Source organism: Rhizobium sp. NPDC092011 (assembly GCF_044756305.1).
Taxonomy (GTDB): domain Bacteria; phylum Pseudomonadota; class Alphaproteobacteria; order Rhizobiales; family Rhizobiaceae; genus Rhizobium.
Genome location: NZ_JBIVSO010000001.1, coordinates 919,361 through 944,709 on the forward strand (window position 1 = coordinate 919,361; position 25,349 = coordinate 944,709).

A 25,349-nucleotide genomic window follows, 5' to 3' on the forward strand; every position below is an offset into this window, starting at 1 on the left:
GATCCACGGCGCCGCACAGTCATTGAGTGGAAGCGTCGATGCTCGACGGCTAAGCCTTCAGCCGCCCATCCGCTTCTTCAACCGTTCGAACGAGGCGTTGAGCTCGGCATCGGCTTGCTTGACGCCATCGGCAATCGAGGTCTCACCTGCCATCATCGCCGTGTAGTAGCGGATGAAGATTTTCTCGACCTCCTGGAAGTTGGCCGGCGACGGCACTGCCTTGGTGTCAGGCAGCGTTTGGTAATAAAGGGCAGCGCTTGGCGGGAAACTCAGGAAGGCTTGCGTTTCCGCTGCCGACTTGCGCCCCGGCACGCCGCCGCCCTTTTCTCCCTCTTCCTTCTGCGTCGCTTCGCTGGTGAGTTCGAGGATCAGAGCCTTGGCAAGATCGACCTGCTTCGTGGTCTTTGCAATCGCGTAGCCGCCGAACCCGATCACCGTCGTATCGCTGACTTTCCGCGGCGGAATGGCCACGTCCATGTTCAGCTTGTTCGTCTTGGCGCTCTGGATGATCCAATGGCCGCGGCTGATCATGGCGACTTGGCCGGCCATGAACTGATTGTCCATCGTATCCTTGCCGGGGATCGGCGAAACGCCGTCGACATGGATCAGATCGTACAGGAACTGAAGGCTCTCCGAGACTTTCGGATCGAGCATGTTGGAAGCCGTCCAGTCGTCATTGATGACGCCGGTTCCGTTCGAGAAGAACCAGGGCTGGATGAAGAAATTTTGGTTGGGCACCTCGTAGCCGAACTGCTTGACGTTGCCCGATGCATCCTTGACCGTGAGCTTTTTCGCAACGTCGCGAAATTCGTCCCAGGTCCACTTGCCATCTTTCGGATAGGCAATACTGGCCTTGTCGAACAGATCACGATTGTAATTGATCATGATGTTGTTCCAGCCGATCGGAATGTAGTTGATATTACCCTTATAGGTCGACTGCTTGAACAGGCTCGGGGCAAAGTCGGAAAAATCCGGATTGGCGGCCACGAAATCATTGAGCGGCAGGAAGAGGCCGCGCGAAGAGAAGCTCTGGAAGGTCTCGATGGCGGTGCCGTAAACATCCGCCTGCTGCCCGGAATTGAACTGGCCAAAGACCTTGGTGACATAGTCTCCCCAGCCGGTCGAGATCGGGTCGACAGACAGCTCGACCTTGACGTTCGGGTACTTCTTGTTGAAACGCGCAATGGCGTTGGTCATCGCCGCGAGTTCCGCGTCGCCGCCGAATCCCTGCATCTTGAGCGTTGCTGTAACATCCGATTGAGCAAAGGCGCGTCCGATGCCTGCGCCGAGAGCCAGAGCCGCAGACGAAATCAGCAGCGACCGCCGCGATAGTTCATGCATGTGATCCTCCCTTGCGCTTCCTCCAGCGCGTTCCCTTCGTCCGATCATAGCAGTCGAAACGTTTCGTTTCTGATTTCAAAAATGCCGCGAACCTTGATCCTCCCAGGTTCTGTAGCACCGTATTTGCCAAGTCGAAACGTTTCGTATAACAGCATCTCAGAGCCTCATTGGCAAGAGGGTCTGATAAAATGCGAGCGGAGGAAGCATGGCCACCATCAAGGATGTGGCGAAACGGGCAGGGGTGGCGATCTCGACGGCTTCGGCTGCGATCAATCGATCGGCGCCCGTCAGCGACGAGGTCATCGCCAAGGTCGAGGCCGCCGTTCGTGACATCGGCTACGTGCCCCATGGCGGCGCCCGCAGTCTGCGAATGGGGCATTCAAGGCTCATCGGGTTGATCTTGCCCGATATTACCAACCCGCATTTTGCCAGGGTCGCCAAGGTGGTCGAATCCGCCTGCTTGAATGCCGGCTACATGGTTGCGGTTTATTCGACCGGTGAGGATCACGCCCGCGAGCAGCAGATATTGACGATGATGCGGATGCAGCGGGTCGACGGGTTGATCATCATCCCGACACGATCCGACGCGAAACATGGCGCCCGGATTGTCGACCAGATCCATGTTCCGACGATCCTGCTCGACAGTTTCGTCGAGGGATTGCCCTATGATGTGGTCAAGCTCGACAATATTGCTGCAGGCCGCATCGCCACCGAACATCTGATCGAGCTCGGTCATCGGCGGATTGCCGTCACGATCGGTCGTGACAATATCGTCACCGGCGAGCATCGCCTGGAAGGTTATAGGCAAGCATTGGCAGCACATGGCTTACCGATCGAGCAGGATCTGTTGCTGCCTGGCCGCTTCGATCAGTCCGTCGCCCATGACGGCGTGTTCGCGCGAATGCAGCAGCCCGATCCGCCGACTGCCATCTTCGCGCTGTCGAACATGATGATGCTCGGCACGTTGAACGCCCTGCACGAACTCGGTCTTTCCGTTCCTGAAGACGTGTCCGTCATCAGCATCGACGATTTCGACTTTGCCAACATCATGAACCCGCCACCGACCGTGGTCGCAGCGCCTGTCCTCGAAATGGCGCAAACAGCCATTTCAGCACTTCTGGACGAGCTTGCTAACAAACGCCTGCCGAGCGGATCGCAGACCGTCTTTGAGCCGAGATTGGTCGTCCGCAAGTCCTGCGCGCCGCATCTTGCCGCCGCAGCAGCAAAATGATCAGCGGCCAGGAAAAGCTTGGTTCAGCAGGACCGCCTGCGTGTCGATCCTCGCATCCTCGATTTCGATGATGCGATAGCCGAAGGCCTCGACATCTGCGTGGAGTTCGCCGGACTGCTTGACGATTTGATATGAGACCGCCGGGGAGACGAATTGGCGGATATTCGCGTCGCGGGTCTCGTCTACCATATGGTAATGGCCCGAAATAATCGTGACATCGCAATCGACGCCGCTCAGAAGTGACCGGACCTTGTCTCGATCCCGCAAGGCAGCGCCACTTCGATCGACAGGCGTATGCACTGCCAGGATCGGATGATGTACGAAGATGACGGCGCTGTGCGCGCCATCGAGTTCGCGCTGAAGCCAGGCGTGCTGGCTGTCTCCCAGCATGTTGTCCGATGTATCGAGAAAGATGCGCTTCAGATGCCTGTCGGCGTAGGAATAGCAGAGCTTTCCGTTGACCGCACCGTCGCCGGCAAACCAATATCGCTTGATATCATCGTAGGTATCGTGATTGCCGAGAATGACGGACGTGTTGAAATCATAGCCCTTCAGGATCTCGAAAAAGCCCGACACAGACTGCGCGGTGCCGATATCGCCTCCAAAGACGATATCCGCGATCCCCCTACGTGAGATGTCGTCGAGAACCAGTCGGAGGCGATCTTCGTGCTGCTCGGGCTCACTATCGTATCGCATCTTGCCGCCGGCCACTTCCGTGTTCACGACCAGCCTCTGACCGAGATGGGTGTCGGTGAGAAAGGCTATTGTTGTCTTTGTCATTCTTGGGTTCCGTCCTGAAGAAGTGCTGGCCCTTCTTAGCTCGCCGGGGAGATGAAATGCTTCGACGCGTGTCGAAACATGCCGGCAGCCTTCATGCTATTCTGACGTCCGAAACGGGGAGTCCCAGCTATGAATTCACAGCCGAATATCGCCTCCGCGGCCGCGCTGATCGCCGATCCTGCACGCGCCGTCATGCTGGTTGCCTTGCTGGATGGTCGGGCACGACCTGCCGGCGAGTTGGCCTATGCTGCCGGCGTGACCGCACAGACGGCCAGTTCACATCTTGGCAAACTGCTGGCCGGAGGTCTGCTGACCGTCGAAACCGAGGGGCGGCATCGTTATTATCGCCTCGCCGGTCCTCATGTGGCATTGGCCCTTGAAAATCTGGCGTCGATAGGACCGATGGTGATCACGCGGAAAAAGGCATTGACCCGTGAGGCGCAGAAACTGCAATTCGCTCGCTGCTGCTATGACCATTTGGCCGGCCGCCTCGGGGTTGCCGTTACCAAGGGAATGCTCGAAAAAGGGCTTCTCGTCGCTGCCGACAATAAGCGATTTGAGGTGACGCCCATCGGGGCCGAGTGGTTTTCAAGCATGGGTCTCGATTTGACGAAAATCAAACCGGCTCGCGCAGGGCTCGCACGGCAGTGTCTTGATTGGACGGAGCGGCAACATCACCTCGCCGGCCCGCTTGGCGTGCACCTCACCAGTCTGCTTTGCAATGAGGGTTGGATACGGAGGCAGAAATCATCGCGCGTTGTCGAAGTGACGCCGATGGGATGGCGGAAATTCGAAGATCATTTCGGCATCCAGGAACAGGTCCTGATGGAGCGCAATCATAAGGAAGCGTGACAGCGCACGGGAGCGCGCGCCATCAATCGCGGCAGGCAAAGAGCGTGGCTCAACGTTTGAGTGCTCGGTCTTCTCTTGTAAAAAGCGCAAGCCATGGTCCCAGATGAAACAGGCTCATCAGCAGATACATCACCACCATTCCGCCTGACATCGAGCCGCCCTGCGCCGAGCAGATCATGTCGGCCGCCGTATCCTGCGCCGTCAGCAGTGCCATAGTGGCGAAAACCGGCGCTGCGGCCAGGTGCAACCAGCGCCCTGTGCCGGGAATTCGCAGCAGGCCGGCGGCGCGCGCGCCGGCCCTTTCACGGATTTCGGACAGTTTCGACATCAGAGCGCTCCGTAGCGGTCGTGATGGCGCCACCAGACGCCGGTCTCGTTGCGGCCGAGCGGTGCGCGGTCGAGCCACTGATACATGCCCCAAACACCGTCCAATCCACGGGCATAGGACGAATAGGTGTGATAGATCTCGCCGCCCTGCAGGGCGAAGGCGCTCACGCCTGGCCGATCGCGCGTGTAGGTCGCGACATCCGTTCCTGTGATCGACGCCATCAGTTCGACCGGTCCCTCGCTGCCGCGCAGCTCCCATTGCTGCATCGTCTTGCCCGCTTGAGCGTCCGGCATTGGCGGCTCACGGCGGTAATTGTACTCGATATCGCCGTTGCGCTGCTCGTCCGGGGTGAACCAGACATTGAAGTCGTGATTGAAGTCGCTGTCTGCAGATGATGCCCAATTGAAGGTCCAACCCATGCGGCGTTTGAACTCCTGCAGTTTCGCGAGTGGCGCGCGTGATACTGCGGAAAAGGCGACGTCATGGTTTTCGAGATGCACCGCAATCCCGTTAAAGCCATCCGCGATCGACGAGCAAGACGGGCATCCCACCGTATAATCCGGCCCGAACATGAAGTGATAGACGAGCAGCTGGGACCGTCCGTCGAAGAGTGCCGAGAGAGGGACCAAGCCCTTCTCCGTTTCGAGTCGGTAGTCCTTCTCTACCTTCACCCAAGGCAACTGCTGGCGGTCAGCTGCAATTTCATCGCTGCGGCGCGTCAGTTCCTTTTCCTGCTCCAGCAGGGCAAGCCGCGCCGAAAGCCACTCGTTGCGTGTACCGGTTCTATGCATTGTCATGGTTCATCTCCTTGATTGGCTGAATTTGCCATCGCCGACCGGCGTCTTGCCTGCCGATAGGGAATAACTTACCGCTGGAAGCTCAAGGGGTGGGAGTTACAAGTGTGACGGGATTTCGATGGACTCGTTAATCGTCGCGGCCGCGCAGGCGCTTGCTGCCGGCGATGCACTCGGAGCGATGAAGCGTGTGGCGTTGCGCGACGATCCTCCCGCGCTTGCCCTTCGCGGTATTGCCATGGCCCAGCTTGGCGATCTTGATCGAGCCAAGGTACTGCTGAAGAGCGCAGCCCGTGGCTTCGGTCCGCGCGAAACGGTCGCCCGTGCCCGCTGCATTGTCGCACAGGCGGAAATTGCCCTTGTCTCGCGTGATCTCGGATGGCCGGAAAAGGCACTGGAGACGGCACGCACCGTCCTTGATAAGCACGGCGATCGCATCAACGCGGCGCATGCCCGCAATTTGCAGATACGCCGTCTGCTTCTCGTTGGTCATCTCGATGAGGCCGAGAGATTGCTCGCAAAGCTCGATCCCTCGCCATTGCCTCCTGCGGCAAGAGCAAGCCACGAGCTTGTAGTGGCCGGGATCGCGATCCGTCGTCTGCGTACCGAGCCGGCGCGCACCGCATTGGCAAGAGCCGCACTAGCTGCGAGGCGGGCCGACATTCCTGCGCTCGATGTTGAAGTGGAAGATGCTGCTCGTGTTCTTGATGCACCCGTTGCGCGGCTGATTTCGCAAGGCAAGGAGCGTCTGCTTTCCCTTGGTGAGGTCGAGAACCTGCTTGCCTCAGGAACTCTGGTCGTAGATGCTTGCCGCAACGTCGTGCGACGCGGGAGCGATCTCGTATCGCTGGCGAGCCGGCCGGTGCTGTTTGTGCTGGCGCGGGTCTTGGCCGAGGCGGCCCCGGCGGACGCGTCGCGCGCCGACTTGCTTTCCCGCGCGTTCCGCGCCCGTCACGCCGACGAGTCCCACAGGGCGCGGCTCAGAGTCGAGATCGGAAGGTTGCGCGCTGCTCTGGAAACATTTGCCGATATCGAAGCGACCCCGCAAGGTTTCGCACTCTCGCTGCGCGGAAAAGGCGATATTGCAGTGCTGGTGCCGCCTTTGGAGACCGAGCACGCTTTTCTGCTGGCCTTGCTGACAGATGGTGAGGCCTGGTCGAGTTCGGCACTGGCGATCGCGCTTTCGACAAGCCCGCGGACGGTCCAGCGTGCGCTTGACGCTCTTGCCGCGACCGGCAAGGTCCAGAGTGTCGGTAACGGCCGTGCCCGCCGCTGGATGATGCCGCCGGTCGTCGGCTTCCCGACAACATTGTTACTCCCGGGGCCGCTGCCGAGCGACTAGGATCATAGCCATCGAATTCCACAACAAAGCTGACTGGAGTGCAGGGCAATGAAAAAATCTCAAGCCGAGATCATTCGCGAATATGGTCCGTTCGAAGACGCGCCTCGCATCAATGGCGTCACTTTCGACGGGCGGCATGTCTGGTTCGCCGCCGGCGAGAAGCTGCACGCGCTCGATCCGGAGAGCGGCGCGCGGGTGCGCTCGATCGACGTGGAATCGCATGCGGGCACGGCTTTCGACGGGCACTATCTTTACCAGATCGCCGAGGACAGAATTCACAAGATCGACCCGGAAAGCGGCAAGGTGCTGTCGACCATCCCGGCGCCTGGCAATGGCGGCGATTCTGGCCTTGCCTGGTGCGAAGGAAGCCTATGGGTCGGCCAGCATCGCGGCCGCAGGATCCACGAGATCGACCCGGAGACCGGTGCTATCCGCCGCACCATCGAATCGAACCGCATCGTGACCGGTGTCACATGGGTCGATGGCGAGCTGTGGCACGGGACCTGGGAGGGTGACGAAAGCGACATTCGCCGTATCGATCCGGTGACGGGCGAGGTACTGGAACGCCTGGAAATGCCCGAGGGCGTTGGCGTTTCGGGCCTCGAATCCGATGGGAAGGATCGGTTCTATGCGGGTAGCGGCGGCGGCGGCAAGTTGCGGGCGGTCCGCCGACCGCGTTGATGAGCGTCTTTTCAACTCGTTGATTGTGCTGCATAAGGGAGGTCGCCATTGCGACCTCCCTTATGCTTTTTGGTGCCGCCGCTTCTTAATGCCGGAGGTACTGGCGCTTCGGACATCTTGTCGTGCAAGGTTGGACTGCTGTCGTCACAGCGCCGTTGATTTACCGGGCATGCCCCTTTATTTCTCACGCTGAAAGAAGAGGTCAGCCAGCCATGGATAATGAAACAAGCCTGCGGAACGAGCGCAAACGCGGCTCCGGCGTCAAGGTGGTCTACGATATCTTGCGCGACGAGATTCTGCACCTGGAGCTGCCGCCAGGCAGCCCCATCGACGAAGTGCAGCTCTCCGAGCGCTTCGGCATGTCGCGCACCCCGATCCGCGAAGCGCTGGTGAGGCTTGCCGGCGAAGGGTTGATCGATACGCTGCCCAATCGCTCGACGATGGTGTCGCAGATCGACTTCCTCAACATGCACAGCTATTTCGATGCGTTGGTGCTGATGTATCGCGTCACGACGCAGCTTGCGGCGAGATATCACCGGCGGGAGGATCTTGAGATTGTCCGGGCGCGGCAGGCGGAGTTTGCTGCTGCCGTCGAGGCGCAGGATGCGCTCGCCATGATCTCGACCAATGCCGAGCTGCATCTCGCGATCGCCGAAGCCGGCCGCAACCCTTATTTCACAGCTCTCTTCAGTCGACTGCTCAACGAGGGTCGGCGAATTCTCCGTCTCTACTACCAATCCTACAATGACCGGCTGCCCCGTCGCTTCGTCGAGGAGCACGATGAAATGATTGCCGCCATTGCCGCGCGCGATACGGATCTTGCCGAGAGCCTCGCGCGCCTGCATGCGGAACAGATCGTGGCGCAGGTGCAGAAGCTTTTGGTGCGGGGGGATCGCCTGGATGTGAAGCTCTGAAATTTCGGAGTTTCGAATCCGACTGTCTTGCATATTTCTTGTCGACAAATTGAATACAAAGCTGTATTGCAGTTGTTGAGCGGGTGACGAGCGGCCGGTGAGATCGGCTGGGCATCGTTGCCGATGCGATGCAGTTCCAGCCCAAAAGGCCAAGCCCAAGAGGACAGACAGATGACAGCAAGCATTTTCTCCGGCGTGATCCCGGCCCTGATGACCCCGTGCAAGTCGGACCGCAGCCCGGATTTCGAGGCGCTCGTCAGGAAGGGCAAGGAGCTGATCGCTCAGGGCATGTCGGCCGTGGTCTATTGCGGCTCGATGGGCGACTGGCCACTTCTGACCGATGCCGAGCGCATGGAAGGCGTCGAGCAGCTGGTCAAGGCCGGCGTGCCGGTCATCGTCGGCACCGGTGCGGTCAACACCGCCTCGGCGGTTGCCCATGCGGCCCATGCCCAGAAGGTCGGCGCCAAGGGCCTGATGGTCATCCCCCGCGTTCTGTCGCGCGGTTCGGTGATTGCAGCCCAGAAGGCGCATTTCAAGGCGATCCTGTCGGCAGCACCTGATCTTCCGGCCGTCATCTACAACAGCCCCTATTACGGCTTTGCCACGCGCGCCGACCTGTTCTTCGCGCTGAGGGCCGAGCATGGCAATCTCGTCGGCTTCAAGGAGTTCGGCGGTCCGGACGACATGCGTTATGCGGCCGAGAACATCACCAGCCGCGATGACGAGGTCTCGCTGATGATCGGCGTCGACACGGCGGTGTTCCACGGCTTCGTCAACTGCGGTGCGACGGGTGCGATCACCGGCATCGGCAATGTGCTGCCGAAGGAAGTGATCCATCTGTGCAAGCTCTCCCAGGCCGCCGCCAAGGGCGATGCCGATGCGCGTCAGCGGGCACTCGAGCTCGAGCAGGCACTGGCCGTTCTGTCATCCTTCGACGAGGGTCCGGATCTGGTTCTCTACTTCAAGCACATGATGGTGCTGAAGGGCGACGAGGAATATGCCTTGAACTTCAACGAGAGCGATGTTCTGTCGGAGAGCCAGCGCGGCTATGTCGAGGCGCAGTTCACGCTGTTCAACCGCTGGTACGGCGAGTGGAGCAAGCTGCCCGGCGCCGTCCAGACACACAAAGCCTGAAGGCGGGCGGAGAAGGCTGCCGACCTTTGTCCGGATATGGCAAGCCACCAACCCTGTGCATGGAATCAAAAGGCCCCAAACGGGGCCTTTTGTCGTTCTATATGGTTCAGCTTTACTCTGCCTACAGTCGCTCAAGCGACAGCGTCAAGGCCGTGTTCCAACAGGTGGTCGAGCTGGCGGATTTCCTCAGCGGTCAGCGGGATACCGTCTTTTTCCGCGCGAGCGCGGGCGGCGAAGCGGCGCTGTGAGGGAAGGCGGGCGCCCTGGCCGGCAATCGCCTCGAAGAGAGCTTCGGCCCGCACCAGCGGATTGCCGGGCCGACCGGCTGAGAAGGCTTCCGGAGAAAAGGCAACGATGAGTTCGCCGTGCCGCGGTGCAAAAGCCGTGGAGCCGAGATAATCGAGCGCTTCCCGACTGGTGAAGTCACCGATCATGACGCCGGCGAGAAGCTCGATCATCGTGCCGATGGCAGATCCCTTGTGGCCGCCGAAAGGCAGCATTGCGCCGGCAAGCGCCGCTTCCGGATCGGTCGTCGGCTGGCCGTTGGCGTCTATGGCCCAGCCCTCGGGCAAAGGCTTGCCGGCGCGGCGGTGCAGCTCGATCTCGCCACGCGCAGCAACCGAGGTCGCGAAATCGAAGACATATGGCGAGTTGTCGAGGCGCGGCCAGCCGAAGGCAAAGGGGTTCGTGCCGAGCAGCGGCGCAGTGCCGCCGGCGGGCGCGACCGTGGAGTAGCTCGGGCACATGGCGAAGGCAGCTAGGCCACGATCCGTCAGGGCTTCCACTTCCGGCCAGAGGGCGGCAAAATGCGTGCAATCATTGATGGCGAGCGCGGCGATGCCGAAATTGCGGGCACGCTCGGCGAGCACCGGCACGCCAAGCTCGAAGGCGGCATTGGAAAAGCCGCTCTTGGCGTCGACCTTGACGATGGCGGACGCATCGCTTTGTTCCAGCACCGGTACGGCATCAGGCCGCGCCTTGCCGGCCTTCACCGCACGCAGAACACCTTCGATGCGATAGATGCCGTGCGATTTGCAAGCGTCGCGTTCGCCGGCGACAATGACGCGCGCGATCGCCGCTGCCTGCAGCGCATTGAGGCCCGCCTTCGAAAGGATCGCCAGGACGCGGCTATGAAGTGCGTCTGTTGTCAGGGTGGTGATGTCGCTCATCTGATTCTCCAGAGTTCCTTTGTTCTCACTATAGAGGTTGAAATTATAAATACATAAAGTATACAAAAAATCGACATGAAAACAGCAAAGCCGCACAGCGTTTCTGACGCTTCTGCGAAGGAAAGGGAAGACCAATGGAATTCACCCCTCACGGAAAGCATCTCATCGCCGGCGAATGGCTTGAAGGAACGGGGCACTTTGCCTCCTCGCCGGCGCATGGGCAGGCGCATAATTTCTCCATCGGCACCGTTGAACTGGTCGCTCGCGCTTGCGAGGCGGCGGAGGATGCCTTCTGGAGCTATGGCTATTCCGCGCGCAGCACACGCGCCGCGTTCCTGCGGGCGATCGCGGAGGAAATCGAGGCACGCGCCGCTGCCATTACCATGATCGGCAGCCAGGAAACCGGACTGCCGGAAGCGCGCTTGGAAGGCGAACGCGGCCGCACGGTTGGCCAGCTCCGCCTGTTCGCAGATCATATCGAAAAGGGTGATTATCTCGATCGGCGCTTCGATGCGGCTTTGCCGGATCGCAAGCCTGCACCGCGTCCGGAAATCCGCCTGCTTCAGCGCCCGATCGGCCCCGTGGCGGTTTTCGGCGCCTCGAATTTCCCGCTCGCTTTCTCGACCGCAGGCGGCGATACGGCAGCGGCACTTGCGGCCGGCTGCCCCGTCGTGGTCAAGGGCCATTCCGCTCATCCTGGCACTGGCGAGATCATCGCCGAGGCGATCAATGCGGCCATCCGTAAGACCGGCATGCATCCGGGGGTCTTCTCGCTGATCCAGGGCGGCAGCCGTGACGTCGGCTATGCGCTCGTGCGGCATCCGATGATCAAGGCCGTCGGGTTTACCGGTTCACTGGCCGGCGGCCGTGCGCTGTTCGATCTCTGCGCGGCGCGCCCCGAACCCATTCCCTTCTTCGGCGAGCTTGGCTCGGTGAATCCGATGTTTGTGCTGCCGCATGCCATGCAGGCACGCGCCGAAACCATGGGGCAGGGTTGGGCGGGTTCACTCGCGATGGGTGCCGGTCAGTTCTGCACCAATCCCGGTATTGCGGTTGTGCTTGACGGCCCCGATGCCGACCGTTTCGTCAAGGCCGCGGTGGAGGCGCTTGCGAGCGTCGCGCCGCAAACCATGTTGACGGACGGCATCGCCAAGGCCTATCGCGACGGCCAGCAGCGCTTCGTTTCCCGCGAAGGGGTTGAGCCGCTCCTCGTCACCGAACAATCCGGACGCAACGCCGCTCCCAATCTGTTCGAGACGACGGGCGCGGCCTTCCTGGCAGATCACCTTCTGGGTGAGGAAGTCTTTGGTCCGCTCGGGCTGGTCGTTCGCGTCGGTTCTCTCAACGAGATGGAAAATCTTGCCCGCCATTTCGCCGGTCAGCTGACCGTGACTTTGCACATGGACGGAGACGATACCGATGCTGCCCGCCGCCTTCTGCCCGTGCTGGAGCGCAAGGCCGGACGCGTGCTGGTCAATGGCTTTCCGACCGGCGTCGAAGTGGTGGATTCGATGGTTCACGGCGGCCCATATCCTGCTTCGACCAACTTCGGCGCAACCAGCGTCGGCACGCTATCGATCCGCCGCTTCCTGCGTCCGGTCTCCTATCAGAACATGCCGGCCGGCCTGCTCCCCGACGATCTGGCGGGCTGAGCCCTACTTCCCAACGACTTTCTAGCGTGCCCGAACGCCGCCGACCACAGGTTGGCGGCGTTTGCACATGTTGTCTCTCAGCGTGTGTTGGAGACGGCCGGTCGCCGCCAATCCTATGGTAGGATGAAATTCTTTTTGTATACTATTTGTATTTTAGATTTGCTTTACGCCTGCAAAAAGCGTTTATTGGCCGCGGCCGTAAATGGTCGACCAAACTGGGAGAACAGAATCTAATGAAAAAGACAGTCATCGCACTTGGCCTTCTTGCCACCGCCTTCGCCATCACGCCGGCCAAGGCCGATAAGCTTGATGATATCATCTCCTCGGGAACGCTCCGTTGCGCCGTCGTGCTCGACTTCCCGCCCATGGGCTCGCGCGACGCGAACAACAATCCGATTGGCTTCGACGTCGACTACTGCAACGACCTGGCCAAGGCGCTCGGCGTCACCGCCGAGATCGTCGAAACGCCGTTCCCTGAGCGCATTCCAGCCCTGATGTCCGGCCGCGTCGATATCGGCGTCGCCTCCACGTCGGATACGCTGGAGCGTGCCAAGACCGTCGGCATGACCGTTCCTTATTTCGCCTTCGAAATGGCCGTTACGTCCAACGACAAGTCCGGCATCAAGTCCTTCGAGGACATGAAGGGCAAGACCGTCGGCGCGACCGCCGGCACGTTTGAGGCGATTGCGCTTGAAAAGCAGGTCAAGGAATGGGGCACCGGCGAGTTTCGTCCCTATCAGACGCAGGCCGACGTCTTCCTGGCGCTGAGCCAGGGCCAGCTCGACGCGACCGTTTCCACCTCGACCGTCGCTCAGGCGACCGTGAAGTCGGGCAAGTTCCCCGGCATCTCGGTTGTCGGCAAGGCACCGTTCCAGACCGATTACGTCGCGCTCTTCACCAATCGCGAAGAATACGGCCTCATCAACTATCTCAACCTGTTCATCAACCAGCAGGTCCGCACGGGCCGCTATGCCGAGCTCTACGAAAAGTGGGTTGGCGGCGCGCTCCCGTCCCTGACCGTGAACAGCGTCTATCGCTAATCGGATCGATTTCAACAACGGCGTGGCCATGATGGCCACGCCGTTTGACCTTCCGAAAGGTGGACGTTCATGTTCAGCTACACCTTCCACTGGAACCAGGCCTTCAAGGTATTGCCGCAGCTGCTCGATGGCGCGGTGGTCACCCTGCAGATTGCTGTTATGTCGATGGCGATCGGCCTTGTCTGCGCCCTGGTGCTCACGCTTTTCAGGCTTACCGGCAACCGCGTGCTTTCCGGCATCGCTTCGACCTGGGTGGAAATCGCCCGCAATACGCCGGCGCTCTTTCAGATTTACATGGCCCATTTCGGGCTCGGTAATTTCGGCATCCATCTCAGCCCATTTACGGCGCTGCTTGTTGGTATCGCCTTCAACAATGCCGGTTATCTCGCCGAGAACTTCCGCGGGGCGCTAAAAGCAATTCCCGATACGCAGACGCGCGCCGGCCGTTCCCTCGGCATGACGTCGCTGCAGGCCTTCCGGCTGATCGTTCTGCCGCAGATGCTGCGCATCGCCTTCCTGCCGATCACCAACCAAATGGTCTGGGCGATCCTGATGACGTCGCTCGGCGTGACCGTCGGCATGAACACCGATCTCGCGGGGGTCACGCAGGAACTCAATGCACGTTCGTTCCGTACCTTCGAATTCTTCGCGCTGGCCGCGGTGATCTACTATCTGATCGCCAAGCTCGTCACGCTCCTAGCCCGGCTCGCCGCCTGGCGCATGTTCCGCTACTGAGAGGGGTGAGAGATGTTTGATACTGCACTCACCTGGAATGACCTCCTTTTCCTCGCCAAGGGCGCCTGGATGACGCTCGTGGTCACGGGCGTATCCGTTGCCGCAGGCACGATCCTCGGCGTCGTCTTCGGAGTGATCCGCGTCCAGGCCGGCCCGATCTGGTCGGCGCCGCTGACCTTCCTGCTCGACGTGTTTCGTTCGGTGCCGCTGCTCATTCAGCTGGTTCTCGGCAATGCGCTGCAGGCGATCCTGAAGCTCGGCTGGGCACCGTTCACCACGTCCTGCGTGGTGCTTTCGCTCTATACAGCTGCCTATTGCACCGAAATCGTGCGCGGTGGCATTGCCGCTGTTCCGCCGAGTACCCGCCGCGCTGCTCGCTCGCTTGGCATGAGCTGGCGGCAGGACATGTGCTACATCGTGGCGCCGCTTGCCACGCGCGTCGCGCTGCCTTCCTGGATCGGTCTTTCGCTCGGCGTCATGAAGGATTCCGCGCTAGTCCTGTGGCTGGGACTGATCGAGCTGCTGCGCGCCTCGCAGGTATTGGTAACCCGCCTGCACGAGCCGCTGCTGATCCTGACGATCTGCGGCGTCATCTACTTCATCATCAGCTTCCCGATCGCCCGCCTTGGCGGTTATCTCGAAAAACGGTGGTCCCCCAATGATTGAGATCGAAAATGTCCGCAAGTCCTTCGGCCAGCTCGAAGTGCTGAAGGGGATCAACCTCACCGTCAACAAGGGCGAGGTGGTCACCATTATCGGCGGTTCGGGTTCCGGCAAGTCGACCCTCCTGACCTGCATCAATGGTCTGGAGCCCATCGATTCCGGCCGCATCCGCATCGACGGCACGGAGGTGCATGCGAAGTCGACTGATCTTAACAAGCTGCGCCGCAAGGTTGGCATCGTCTTCCAGCAATGGAATGCGTTCCCGCATCTCACCGTGCTGGAAAACGTCATGCTGGCGCCGCGCAAGGTGCTCGGCATTAGTCGGCAGCAGGCGGAGGAGATCGCGGTCAAGCAGCTCACGCATGTCGGCCTTGCCGAAAAGCTCTCGGTCTACCCGACGCGGATGTCGGGCGGTCAGCAGCAGCGCATGGCGATTGCAAGAGCGCTTGCCATGTCGCCGGAATATATGCTGTTTGACGAAGTGACGTCCGCACTCGACCCCATGCTGGTCGGAGAAGTGCTGGACACGCTGAAGATGCTGGCGGAGGAAGGAATGACCATGATCTGCGTGACGCATGAAATGGCGTTCGCACGCGATGTCTCGGATCGCGTCGCCTATTTCCATCAGGGCGTCATGGCCGAGATCGGCAAGCCCGAACAGATCTTCGGTGCGCCGCAGCATCCGGAAACGCAGAAATTCCTCGCGAGCGTGCGTTGATGTCGAGGCCGGATGTTATCGTCATCGGGGCCGGCGTCGTCGGCCTTTCCGCCGCGATCGCGGCGCAGTCGCGCGGCCTGAATGTCATGGTCGTCGACCGCGAGGGACCGGCCGCCGGCGCTTCTGCCGGCAATGCCGGCGCTTTCGCCTTCACGGATATCCTGCCGCTTGCCTCGCCCGGCATTCTGAAGAAGGCGCCGAAATGGCTGCTTGATCCGCTCGGGCCGCTTTCTGTGCCGCCCGCCTATGCGCTTCAGATCGCGCCCTGGATGTTTCGCTTCTGGCGGGCTTGCCAGCCTTCGCGCGTTGCCCACTCGACGGCCGCCCAGACAAGCCTGATGGATCTTGCCAAGGCGGAGCTTGAACCCTTTCTTGCCGCTACGGACACACTCTCCATGCTACGCAAGGAGGGCAATCTCCAGGTCTATGAAAGCGACGCGGAATTCCGCGCTTCGTTGCCCGGCTGGGAGGTTCGTCGCAATCACGGCATCGAATTCCGGCACGTGAAGGCCGGCGAGATGGCTGCGATCCAGCCGGGACTGGCATCGCGCTTCGTGCTCGGCACCTTCACGCCCGGCTGGTATTCCATTGCCGACCCCAAGCTTTACACGCTGGCACTGGCTGAGCATTTCCGCAGTCGGGGCGGTGTCATCGAAAGCGCCGAGATTGCGTCGCTTCGCGCGATTCCTAATGGGGTCGATGTGGTCGCAGCGGACGGAAAGTTGCTCCAGGCCGGCAAGGCCGTTCTGGCCGCCGGCGCCTTTTCGCACCGGATCGCCAAATCGCTTGGTGAACGCATCCCGCTCGAAACCGAACGCGGCTACAACACGACGCTTCCATCCAATGCCTTCGATCTGCGTACGCAGGTAACTTTCGGGGGCCATGGCTTCGTCGTCAGCAGGCTCTCGACGGGCATTCGCGTCGGTGGTGCCGTGGAGTTGGGCGGACTGGCGCTGCCGCCGAACTTCAAACGATCCGAAGCCATGCTGCAGAAGGCCCGCACCTTCCTGACCGGACTTAATCCGGAGGGGGGAACGCAATGGATGGGTTTCCGGCCGTCGCTGCCCGACAGCCTGCCTGCGATCGGCCGCGCGCGAGCGACACCGGATGTGATCTATGCCTTTGGTCACGGCCATCTCGGCTTGACCCAGTCTGCCGGCACGGCGCGCATCGTTGCCGATCTCCTGACGGAGCAAGCCCCACCTATCGATCTCACGCCATTTTCGCCACAACGCTTCTGACGGAAACCGCAAGGTCGAGCTCGCCTTCTTTTCCATCGGCGAGCATGACCCGCTTGCACATGGACTCAATGACATGAACCACACGGCACCTGCTCGCAGCATCATGGGAGGCACGGCAGAAGGCCGGGTCGTCGCCACACAGGAGGCGCTCAGCTTCTGGGGAGGGGTCGATCCCGCGAGCGGCAAGGTGATCGATATTCATCATCCCTTGCATGGCGAATGTCTGACCGGTGCAGTGTTGATGATGCCGTCGAGCCGGGGCTCCTGCACCGGATCCGGCGTGCTGCTCGATCTGGCACTGACGGGCCGCGCGCCGGCTGCTCTGATTTTTTGCGAGGCCGAGGATGTGCTGACGCTCGGCGCGCTTGTCGCTGCCGAAATGTTCGGCAAGCAATTGCCGGTCGTGCGGCTTCAGCCTGAAGTCTTTGCGCGCCTGTCACAGGCAAAGGCCATCCGGATCGAAGCCGCCGCCGTTGTGGCGGATGGCGAAGCAATCTCCCTTCTGCCGCCTGCCACTTCGACGCTGTCCTTGACGGAGGCGGACCGGTCCATGCTCGAGGGCGGCGAAGGCGTTGCAGTTGCACAAGCCATGCGGATATTGACTGCCATGGCGGCACAGCAAGGTGCGGCCTCTCTGATCGATGTCACGCAGGCCCATATCGACGGATGTATCTATGCAAGCCCGGCCAATCTGACCTTTGCGGAAAAGATGGCCGAGCTTGGCGGGCGCGTACGCGTGCCCACGACCATGAACGCCATTTCTGTCGATCGCGCCAACTGGCGCGCGCAAGGCGTGCCGGAGGATTTCGGCGATCCGGCCGCGCGGCTGGCGGACGCCTATGTGCGCATGGGCTGCCGCCCGACTTTTACCTGTTCGCCCTATCTGCTCGACAGCGCGCCGGGCGCCGGCGAGGCGATCGGCTGGGCTGAATCAAACGCAGTCATTTTCGCCAACAGTGTTCTTGGCGCACGCACGGCCAAGCATCCCGATTTCCTCGATCTTTGCATCGCCTTGACGGGTCGCGCTCCGCTTTCCGGCGTGTACCTGGATGAAAATCGCAAGGCGACCCGTATCCTCGACGTCGAGCTGCCCGAAGGTCGCGACGATGCCTTCTGGCCGCTGATCGGATATCTCGCCGGCAAGGCTTCGCCGGATCGCATTCCGCTGCTGCGCGGCCTTGCTGCGGGAAGCCCGTCCCGCGACGATCTGAAGGCGCTTTGCGCCGCTTTCGGCACGACGTCTGCAGCGCCTATGCTGCATGTCGAGGGTGCAACGCCGGAGGCGGCCGACGCCGAGCATCCCAATGCGGATCGCCGCACCATTATGCGCGCGGACATGGCTGCCGCCTGGAAGATGCTGAACGAAGGACCGGAAGAGGTCGAGCTTGTGGCCATCGGCGGTCCACACGCCTCGCTTGACGAGTGCCGTGCACTTGCAGACGCATTTTCGGGTCGGCATCGTCTGCCGGGAGTGATGGTCATCGTCACGGCCGGGCGCGACGTCATTGCCGCTGCCGAGACCGATGGGACGCTCGGAAGGTTGCGCGACAGCGGCGTGCAGGTTCTGCCGGATCTCTGCTGGTGCTCCATCTCCGAGCCGGTCTTTCCGCCCGGAACACGCGCGGTCATGACCAATTCGGGCAAGTATGCCCATTACGGACCAGGCCTCAGCGGACGCGTCGTACGCTTCGGCAGCCTTGCCAACTGTGTGGAGGCAGCGGTGACTGGACGTGTTCCGGCCGGCTTGCCGAACTGGATCTGACAAAAAAGCAGGTGAAGCCGGTCCGACGCGGATGAACTCTGCGTCGGACGGCAATTGAGCGTTTCAGCGCTCTGCGATCGGCCGCGTATGCCAGAGTAGATAGTACTGGGTCTCCCCGTCGACCCTGTCCAAAAGCGCCGTGCGGACTTGCGCGTGGTAATCGTCAAGAAACGCGATTTCCGCCGTCGTCAGACTGTCGAGCTTGGCCATGCGGAGATCGATAGGTGCCAGCGTCAGACTATCGAAGCGGCAGAAGCCCGGTCTGTCGGCGACGACCTCTACCTGGTTCTCGATCCGGATTCCAAAGACGTCCGCTTTGTAATAGCCGGGCTCGACGGTCATGATCGTGCCGGGTTCCAGATTGTGAAGATTGGGCTTTTTCGCAAAACGATGCGGGTATTCGTGAATCAGCAGATTATGGCCGACGCCATGTCCCGTTCCGTGGTCGTAGTCGAGCCCCATGTCCCATAGCGGACGACGCGCCAGCGCATCGAGCTGATGGCCCTGTGTTCCAACCGGGAAGCGCGCGGTCAGCAGCGAGATGAAACCCTTCAGGACCGCGGTGTATGTTTCCCGCATTTCATCGTTAGCCTCGCCAAACAGAACGGTGCGCGTCACATCGGTCGTTCCGTTGGCATACTGGCCGCCGGAATCGATCAGGTAGAAGCTGTTCTCTTCAATGGCGGCGTTCGTGTCGGGTAGGGCGTGATAATGGCACATGGCCGCATTGCCGCCGGCGGCCGAAATCGTGCGGAAGCTCGGTTCGAAATAGCCGGCGTGTCTGGCGCGAAAGGCGATCAGCTGCTCCTCTGCGTCCAGTTCCGTCAAAGGCAGATCCGCCGCTTGCCGGCGAGGCCATTCGCTGTCGAGCCAGGCCAGGAAATTGGTAAGTGCGATCCCGTCCTCGACATGGCAGGCGCGAAAGCCATCCAGCTCCGTGACATTCTTAGTGGCCTTGGCGCTTGCGAGAAGGCTCGTTTGCTCGATCGTCTGGCCGCCAGCCGTCTTAATACGGGCACGGACCGCTTGCGGCGCAAAGTCGGGGTCGATTAGCGTCGTCTTGCCCGCCGCCGTCTTTCCCACCGCCCCGAGAAAATCAGAGGGATCGGCGATCGTGACATCGGACAATTCGAATGCGGCGCGATCGTTGCCGAGCTTGCGATGATCCACGAACCATTGCGCTTGATTGTCGGCATCGAGCAACAGAAAGGAATGCGGCACCGGGTCCATGGCGACATCCGAACCGCGCACATTCAGGAGCCATGCGATATTGTCGGGCGAGGTTTCTATAAGCTGGTCCGCACCCAACGCCTTCAGCTTGCTTGCGATCCGGTTGCGCTTGCTGGCGGATGTCTCGCCGGAAACAGCAGGCGGCATCGCCCGGATGAGGCCGACCGGACGAGGCGGCCGGTCAATCCATATGTCGTCGAAGGGATCGGCGTCGAGCGCGATCAGTTCGACGCCCGCCGCTTTGCATCCCGCCAGCAGCCTTTCATAGAGGGCGCCGCTGATCAGCAGGGTGTGAATGCCGATCCGCCAGCCGGGCTTTCCATGGCGCTTCAGCCAGAGATCGAGCGGGTCGTCATGGAGGTGGTGTACGGCAAAGGCGGATAGATCCACCTCATTGCGCACCTGCACCTGATAGCGTCCGTCGACAAAGATCAGCGCCTGCTCCGGCTGCACGAGCGCCAGACCGGCGGAGCCGGTGAAGCCGCTGATATACTCCAGGCAATTGTCGTGCTCTGCCGTGACTTCGCTCTGGTGGGCGTCCGTTCGAGGAACAATCAGGCCGTCCAGCTTCGCCCGCGCAAGCCAGGAGCGCACGTTGGCAAGCTTGCTGGTATTGTCAGTTCTGCTCATCGTCATCCCCACAATCATTCTGCCGCAAGCGGCCCGCCTTTTTCGGCGACAAGGGCGGCCAGCCGTTCGAACACCGATGCCGACTGGCGAATGCCGTCATGCTCGAATTCATTGGTGATCCAGAAATCCAGATTGCCGACTGCGCGAGCGGTTTGCAGCGAAAGGCCGGCATCGACATACATGTCGTCATGATAGATCGCCGCAGCGATCGGGATTTCGTTGGCGGCGAGACGATCGCGATCGTAGAGCACGCTGTGATGCGGGCGGTGAGCCAGCGCTTCGGCAGCCGCCCTGAACGGCTTGAGGGAGGAAATTTCCTCGAACATCCACGGATAGATCATCTCGCCGGTAAACAGCAAAGGCCGGGCGGCAGGATCGAATTCGGGGAAGTCTGCCCGCAGCCGTTCGGCGGACCAGGCCGTCGCGCCGTCACCCTCGCCATAGATTGCCTCATGGATGGCCGCAAAAAGCGGGCCGCTATGATAGGAGGTCAGGTTCATCACCGAGGCCAGGAAATGGTCTGAAAGTCTGTCTTGCCCGCTGTTCGCAAAGGCCTCGTCCACCAGCCAGTGAATGTTCTCGAAGCCATGCGCCATGCCAAAATCGAGGCCAACGGTCTGAAGGCGCCGCACCGTCAACCGGTCGCCATCAGGCAGGCGGATATCATTGCCATCGATGCAATCGGCGATCTTGCCGACGAGCGCGACGTCGCCCGGATAGCGCCTGTAGTAAGCGGCATTCTTGGCCCGCACGCGGGGATAGGTGTGGCGATAGACCTCGTCGGCGTCAGGCGTGAGGCTGGGAATGCCGCCGGCGATATAGCAGGCGGACAGGCCCTCGGGTGCCTGGCTGAGATAGGTGAGGGTAATAAACCCGCCATAGCTCTGGCCAAGCGTTCGCCAGCGGCGGCCGTCAAGCACCGTTTTGCGGAAATGCTCCAGATCCTTGACGATGGAATCCGCGCGGAAGCAGGCGAGATAGTCCGCGCCTGCTTCACCGTCGAGCTGGCTGATCGTCGCCGTGTCGACCGGAGTGGAGCGTCCTGTGCCGCGCTGGTCCGGCAGGATGACACGATGCGTTTTCAAGGCCTCGGCCAGCCATGAAGGCCCGCCGCGTGTGGGGCGGGGTGATTTGCCGCCGGGGCCGCCTTGCAGGAAGCAGAGGACCGGAAGTGTTTCGGCCTTGCGGACGGGATCGACCACCTCGCGCGCGAAAAACTCGATGGTCTTGCCCGATGGGGCGGACCAGTCGAGCGGCACGGTGAGGACGTGATCGCGGATATGCATTCCGGGGATGGTGTATTCGGAAACGATCATGATGATGTTCTCTCAGCGGACTCGGGGGTCGAGCAACACATAGAAGAGGTCGACGACGATATTGGATATGACGATGAACACGCCGCCGAGCAATACGACACCGATGATGATGGGACGGTCTTGATTGGCGACGGCCTGAACGGCGAGCGCTCCCACGCCCTGCAGCCCGTAAACCTGCTCGATGATGATGACGCCGCCAAGCAGCATGGCGATGTCAGCTCCGAGCTGGGTGACAAGCGGCGTCAGCACGGCGCGCAGACCATGTTTCCAGACCACGCGTCGTTCGCTGAGACCCTTGGCGCGGGCGGTGCGTATATAGTCCTCCCCCATCACATCGAGCATCTGGCCGCGCGTCAGCCGGGCATAGACCGCGGCCATGGTCAAAGCGAGTGTGGTCCAGGGCAGGACGAGATGCCATGCCCAAAGCAGTGGCTGGGTCGTCAGCGCCTTGTATCCGCCGGGAGGAAAGAGAGTGAATCCTGCCTGCTTGGGGATGAAATAAAGGAGATAGAGCGACATCATGCCAAGCACGAAGGTCGGAAAGCTCAAACCCATGAGGATGAAGGCTTGCCCGATGCGGTCACGCAGGCCGCCGGCATATCGTGCCGACATGATCCCCATCGGGATGCCGATGGCGAGCCAGAGCAGCGCCCCACCCAGAACGAGAGAGAGGGTCACGGGAATTCGTCGAACGATGATCGGCGCGACCGGCTGCTGGTTGCGGTAGGAAAAGCCGAGGTCGCCTGACAGTGCCTTCTGCATGAAGGCGCCGTATTGCACGATGATCGGCCGGTCGACGCCGAGATTCTTGCGGATCTGTTCGAGCTGGCTCTCGGTCGCTTTGTCGCCAGCGATCATGCGGGCGGGGTCGCCCGGTGCGACGAAGAACAAAAAGAACACGAAGGCGGAGAGCATCAGAAGGACGCCCGCGCCAAAGATCAGGCGCTGGGTAAGAAATCGGATCATCGCTTGGACGCTCCCTTGGATTGCAGCCTGAAACGACGGACGGTGCGTGCACTCTTCGGATCGAGCGCGTCGCGCAGGCCGTCACCGAGAATGTTGAAGGCGAGCGTCGTCAAAAGCAGCGCCGTACCGGGCACGAAGACCAGCCACCACGCGACGAGGTAGAGGGAGTTTGACGACGCGTCCGCCAGCATTCCGCCCCAGCTCGGCGTCGGTGGGACGATCCCCATGCCGAGAAATGACAGGGTCGCCTCGAAGACGATCGAACTTGGGATCTGCATGGTGGTGTAGACGATGATGGGGGCCGCGAGATTGGGCAGGATGTCGACGACCATGATCGAGAGTGGCCCCGCGCCGAGCGAACGGCTCGCCTGCACGAAATCCTGCTTGCGCAGCGAGATCACCTGACCGCGAATGACGCGCGCCATGGGAGCCCAGCTGAAGAAGACGATCACGCAGACGCTGAGCGTCAGGCTGGGACCGAAGGCCGATACGAGCGCGAGTGCGCAGAGCAGGAAAGGGACGCTCATGACGAGGTCCATCAGCCGGCTGAGCACGATATCGGTCAGACCGCCATGGTAGCCGGCCGTCGTGCCAACCATCACGGCGATCGTCGATGCCAGCACCGAGGCGAATACCCCGACCAGCAAGGAGATGCGGGCGCCGTAGGCGAGCCGCACCAGCACGTCGCGGCCCAGCTGGTCGGTGCCGAGCCAGAATTGTTCGCCTGGACCGACCGGGATGCCAGCTGGCGACAGGCCGATATCGCGGAACTGCTCGATGGGCGAATGCCCCGTCAAAGCGGCGATCCACGGCGCGGTGATGGCGAGCACGACGACTGCGACAATGACGCCGAGAGCGATCATGCTTGCCGTGTCACGCCGTAGGCGGCGCAGCGTCAGCTCGAGCGAGCCGCGCTGCACCACGTCCGTCTGTGTCGAAGCATCCGGTGTTGCGACCTCGTTCATGCTGTCACCTGTCTCGTCTCGATCAACGACCTCGGGGGCTCGCCGTCGTCGGTGATGGAAAGTATTTTTGATGCGGATAACAATGTGCGGGTATAGGGATGCCGCGGATCGGCGAAGAGCCGCTCGGCCGTCGCCAACTCGACGATCTTGCCACCTTGCATGACGGCAATCCGATCGCAGATGTGGCGCACGACGGACAGATCGTGCGAAATGAACAGATAGGTCAACCCCAGTTCCTGCTGCAGCTCCTTGAGCAGATTGAGAACCTGGGCCTGGATCGATACGTCCAGCGCCGATACAGGCTCGTCGCAGATGATGAGCGCCGGATTGAGGGCCAGGGCGCGGGCAATACCGATCCTCTGGCGCTGACCGCCGGAGAATTCGGCCGGAAAGCGGTTATAGTGCTCGGGGTTGAGGCCGACCATCTCCATCAGATGCCGCACCTTTTCGCGACGTTCCTCTCCCGATGCGACGCCGTGTAGGCGGAAGGGATCGCCGATAATCGCGCCAACGCGGCGGCGCGGATTGAGCGAGCCGAAGGGGTCCTGGAAAACAAGCTGGATTTGCCGGCGCATCTCGCGCCATTCGCGACCCTTGAGATGGTTCATATCGTGGCCAAGCACGTTGATCTTGCCCGACGTCGCCGGCGTCAGCCCGGCGACGATGCGCGCCAGGGTCGATTTTCCGCAACCGCTTTCGCCGACGAGGCCAACCGTCTCTCCGCGCGCAATCGTCAGGTCGATGCCCTTCAATACGTCAAGGGTGCGTTTCTGACCGAAGAAGCTGCCGATATGATAGGTGAGATGAACGTTTTCGATGTTGGCGATCTGTTCGGAGCCGGCGGCCTTGGGCTCGGCTTTCTCGAGCGGTGCTGCGACCGAAGGCGGTAAAGCCTTCGGTTCCAGCAGACAGAGGGATTGGACGCCGTCGCTGTAGACGCGCAAGGGTGGAACCCGTTTCGTACAGTCGGCGAGCTGCTCGCTGCAGCGCGGAGCGAAGATGCATCCGGCAGGTGTTGCCAAAAGGCTCGGCGGACGCCCCTTAATCGGAACCAGTTGCGTGCCGGGCGCGTAGCTTGCGGGCGTCGATCGCAGCAATCCCGCCGTATAGGGATGGGCCGGTGAGCGGAACACGCTGCGGGCGGGACCATATTCGAGCCGATTTCCGGCATACATGACCATCACATCGTCGGCGACGCTCGACAGCAGGCCGAGATCGTGTGTGATCAGGATGATGGTGGTGCCAAAATCGCGCCGCATGGTGTCGAGCAGATCGATGATCTGGGCTTGGACGGTGACATCGAGCGCGGTGGTCGGCTCGTCGGCAATGATCAGTGCGGGATTGAGGATCAGCGCCATGGCGATCATGACGCGCTGGCGCATTCCGCCTGAAAATTGGTGCGGGTAGCTGTCGAAACGTTCGGCAGGCGACGGGATGCCGACCTTGCCAAGCATGTCAATCACGCGAGCGCGGGCGGTTTCGCGATCGATCGCTTCATGTGTATGCAGGACCTCGGCAATCTGCGATCCAATTGTGTAGAAGGGATGCAGGCTCGATAACGGATCCTGAAATACCATGCCGATACGGCCGCCCCGCAGGCGGCGCATGTCCGACTGCGGCAGCGTGAGAAGATTCCGGCCTTCGAACCAGACCTCGCCGCGAACATCGGCATTGGGCAGGAGCCCCATGACGGCCTGCGTCAGTACGCTCTTTCCCGAGCCGGATTCGCCTGCAATGCCGAAAATCGAACCGGGCCTGATCGAGAAGGAGACGTTGCGTACGGCATGTACGACGCCATCCTCGGTCGGGATGTCGACCGTCAGTCCCTTTGCTTCCAGAATGGTCAAGGGTAACTCGCATTTTAT

General features: G+C 61.3%; 23 protein-coding genes. 13 read left to right on the plus strand and 10 right to left on the minus strand.

Annotated elements, in window-relative coordinates; all coding sequences use genetic code 11:
* Positions 1 to 57: 57 nt before the first annotated feature.
* Positions 58 to 1,341, minus strand: a complete 1,284-nt coding sequence (locus ACIQJ2_RS04340; protein ID WP_400665418.1) for an ABC transporter substrate-binding protein — start codon at positions 1,339 to 1,341, stop codon at positions 58 to 60.
* A 205-nt stretch (positions 1,342 to 1,546) separates the two neighbouring features.
* On the opposite strand from ACIQJ2_RS04340, the gene ACIQJ2_RS04345 reads away from it, so the two are divergent.
* The gene (locus ACIQJ2_RS04345) at positions 1,547 to 2,572 is read left to right on the plus strand and encodes a LacI family DNA-binding transcriptional regulator (RefSeq protein WP_400665416.1); all 1,026 of its coding nucleotides are present in this window, start codon (positions 1,547 to 1,549) and stop codon (positions 2,570 to 2,572) included.
* Here ACIQJ2_RS04345 and ACIQJ2_RS04350 read toward each other — a convergent pair whose 3' ends face one another.
* Positions 2,573 to 3,352, minus strand: coding sequence for a metallophosphoesterase family protein (locus tag ACIQJ2_RS04350; protein WP_400665414.1), 780 nt, complete (start codon positions 3,350 to 3,352; stop codon positions 2,573 to 2,575). It lies immediately after the preceding gene.
* Positions 3,353 to 3,481: 129 nt separating this feature from the next.
* On the opposite strand from ACIQJ2_RS04350, the gene ACIQJ2_RS04355 reads away from it, so the two are divergent.
* A complete protein-coding gene (locus ACIQJ2_RS04355; protein ID WP_400665412.1) occupies positions 3,482 to 4,204 on the plus strand; it encodes an ArsR/SmtB family transcription factor in 723 nt (240 codons plus the stop codon).
* A gap of 49 nt (positions 4,205 to 4,253) precedes the next feature.
* Here ACIQJ2_RS04355 and ACIQJ2_RS04360 read toward each other — a convergent pair whose 3' ends face one another.
* Together ACIQJ2_RS04360 and ACIQJ2_RS04365 are read right to left on the minus strand one after the other, a co-directional pair.
* Positions 4,254 to 4,532 (minus strand): hypothetical protein, encoded by a 279-nt coding sequence (locus ACIQJ2_RS04360; RefSeq protein WP_400665410.1) that lies wholly within the window; start codon positions 4,530 to 4,532, stop codon positions 4,254 to 4,256.
* Positions 4,532 to 5,329, minus strand: a complete 798-nt coding sequence (locus ACIQJ2_RS04365) for a DUF899 domain-containing protein (protein ID WP_400665408.1) — start codon at positions 5,327 to 5,329, stop codon at positions 4,532 to 4,534. The genes ACIQJ2_RS04360 and ACIQJ2_RS04365 overlap by 1 nt, the downstream gene beginning before the upstream one ends.
* Before the next feature lie 118 nt (positions 5,330 to 5,447).
* Between ACIQJ2_RS04365 and ACIQJ2_RS04370 the strand changes: the two genes are divergently transcribed.
* From ACIQJ2_RS04370 to ACIQJ2_RS04385, 4 genes are all read left to right on the plus strand, one after another.
* Entirely contained in the window at positions 5,448 to 6,668 is a 1,221-nt protein-coding gene (locus tag ACIQJ2_RS04370) for a helix-turn-helix domain-containing protein (protein ID WP_400665406.1), read from the plus strand.
* 48 nt (positions 6,669 to 6,716) lie between these two features.
* Positions 6,717 to 7,349 carry a glutamine cyclotransferase gene (locus ACIQJ2_RS04375; protein ID WP_400665404.1) on the plus strand — a complete coding sequence of 211 codons (633 nt, stop codon included), beginning with the start codon at positions 6,717 to 6,719 and terminating at the stop codon, positions 7,347 to 7,349.
* Positions 7,350 to 7,561: 212 nt separating this feature from the next.
* Positions 7,562 to 8,263 carry a GntR family transcriptional regulator gene (locus ACIQJ2_RS04380; protein ID WP_400665402.1) on the plus strand — a complete coding sequence of 234 codons (702 nt, stop codon included), beginning with the start codon at positions 7,562 to 7,564 and terminating at the stop codon, positions 8,261 to 8,263.
* 171 nt (positions 8,264 to 8,434) lie between these two features.
* Positions 8,435 to 9,397 carry a dihydrodipicolinate synthase family protein gene (locus tag ACIQJ2_RS04385; RefSeq protein WP_400665400.1) on the plus strand — a complete coding sequence of 321 codons (963 nt, stop codon included), beginning with the start codon at positions 8,435 to 8,437 and terminating at the stop codon, positions 9,395 to 9,397.
* Between the two features lie 131 nt (positions 9,398 to 9,528).
* On the opposite strand, the gene ACIQJ2_RS04390 is transcribed toward ACIQJ2_RS04385, so the two are convergent.
* Entirely contained in the window at positions 9,529 to 10,566 is a 1,038-nt protein-coding gene (locus ACIQJ2_RS04390) for an Ldh family oxidoreductase (protein ID WP_400665398.1), read from the minus strand.
* A 134-nt stretch (positions 10,567 to 10,700) separates the two neighbouring features.
* Here ACIQJ2_RS04390 and ACIQJ2_RS04395 point away from each other — a divergent pair, with 134 nt between their 5' ends.
* The 7 genes from ACIQJ2_RS04395 to ACIQJ2_RS04425 all read left to right on the plus strand — a co-directional run bounded on the left by ACIQJ2_RS04395 (position 10,701) and on the right by ACIQJ2_RS04425 (position 18,377).
* A complete protein-coding gene (locus ACIQJ2_RS04395) occupies positions 10,701 to 12,218 on the plus strand; it encodes an aldehyde dehydrogenase (NADP(+)) (protein WP_400665396.1) in 1,518 nt (505 codons plus the stop codon).
* 233 nt (positions 12,219 to 12,451) lie between these two features.
* On the plus strand, positions 12,452 to 13,258 hold the full coding sequence (locus ACIQJ2_RS04400) for a transporter substrate-binding domain-containing protein (RefSeq protein ID WP_199143084.1): 807 nt from the start codon (positions 12,452 to 12,454) through the stop codon (positions 13,256 to 13,258).
* Positions 13,259 to 13,327: 69 nt separating this feature from the next.
* Positions 13,328 to 13,993, plus strand: coding sequence for an amino acid ABC transporter permease (locus ACIQJ2_RS04405; RefSeq protein ID WP_199143082.1), 666 nt, complete (start codon positions 13,328 to 13,330; stop codon positions 13,991 to 13,993).
* Positions 13,994 to 14,005: 12 nt separating this feature from the next.
* Positions 14,006 to 14,659 carry an amino acid ABC transporter permease gene (locus ACIQJ2_RS04410; protein ID WP_199143080.1) on the plus strand — a complete coding sequence of 218 codons (654 nt, stop codon included), beginning with the start codon at positions 14,006 to 14,008 and terminating at the stop codon, positions 14,657 to 14,659.
* On the plus strand, positions 14,652 to 15,374 hold the full coding sequence (locus ACIQJ2_RS04415; protein ID WP_400665393.1) for an amino acid ABC transporter ATP-binding protein: 723 nt from the start codon (positions 14,652 to 14,654) through the stop codon (positions 15,372 to 15,374). Before ACIQJ2_RS04410 ends, ACIQJ2_RS04415 begins: the two co-directional genes overlap by 8 nt.
* Positions 15,374 to 16,615, plus strand: coding sequence for an NAD(P)/FAD-dependent oxidoreductase (locus tag ACIQJ2_RS04420; protein ID WP_400665391.1), 1,242 nt, complete (start codon positions 15,374 to 15,376; stop codon positions 16,613 to 16,615). The genes ACIQJ2_RS04415 and ACIQJ2_RS04420 overlap by 1 nt, the downstream gene beginning before the upstream one ends.
* 73 nt (positions 16,616 to 16,688) lie before the next feature.
* Positions 16,689 to 18,377, plus strand: coding sequence for an aconitase X (locus tag ACIQJ2_RS04425; protein ID WP_400665389.1), 1,689 nt, complete (start codon positions 16,689 to 16,691; stop codon positions 18,375 to 18,377).
* 63 nt (positions 18,378 to 18,440) lie between these two features.
* Here the strand turns inward: ACIQJ2_RS04425 and ACIQJ2_RS04430 are convergent, their stop codons facing one another.
* The 5 genes from ACIQJ2_RS04430 to ACIQJ2_RS04450 are packed head-to-tail and all read right to left on the minus strand — an operon-like array spanning position 18,441 to position 25,331.
* The gene (locus ACIQJ2_RS04430; RefSeq protein WP_400665387.1) at positions 18,441 to 20,237 is read right to left on the minus strand and encodes an aminopeptidase P family protein; all 1,797 of its coding nucleotides are present in this window, start codon (positions 20,235 to 20,237) and stop codon (positions 18,441 to 18,443) included.
* Positions 20,238 to 20,251: 14 nt separating this feature from the next.
* Complete coding sequence (locus ACIQJ2_RS04435) at positions 20,252 to 21,553, minus strand: alpha/beta fold hydrolase (protein ID WP_400665385.1); 1,302 nt, start codon at positions 21,551 to 21,553, stop codon at positions 20,252 to 20,254.
* 12 nt (positions 21,554 to 21,565) lie between these two features.
* On the minus strand, positions 21,566 to 22,519 hold the full coding sequence (locus ACIQJ2_RS04440; RefSeq protein WP_400665383.1) for an ABC transporter permease: 954 nt from the start codon (positions 22,517 to 22,519) through the stop codon (positions 21,566 to 21,568).
* The gene (locus ACIQJ2_RS04445; RefSeq protein ID WP_400665381.1) at positions 22,516 to 23,484 is read right to left on the minus strand and encodes an ABC transporter permease; all 969 of its coding nucleotides are present in this window, start codon (positions 23,482 to 23,484) and stop codon (positions 22,516 to 22,518) included. Before ACIQJ2_RS04445 ends, ACIQJ2_RS04440 begins: the two co-directional genes overlap by 4 nt.
* Positions 23,481 to 25,331 (minus strand): ABC transporter ATP-binding protein, encoded by a 1,851-nt coding sequence (locus tag ACIQJ2_RS04450; RefSeq protein WP_400665380.1) that lies wholly within the window; start codon positions 25,329 to 25,331, stop codon positions 23,481 to 23,483. Before ACIQJ2_RS04450 ends, ACIQJ2_RS04445 begins: the two co-directional genes overlap by 4 nt.
* Positions 25,332 to 25,349: the final 18 nt, after the last annotated feature.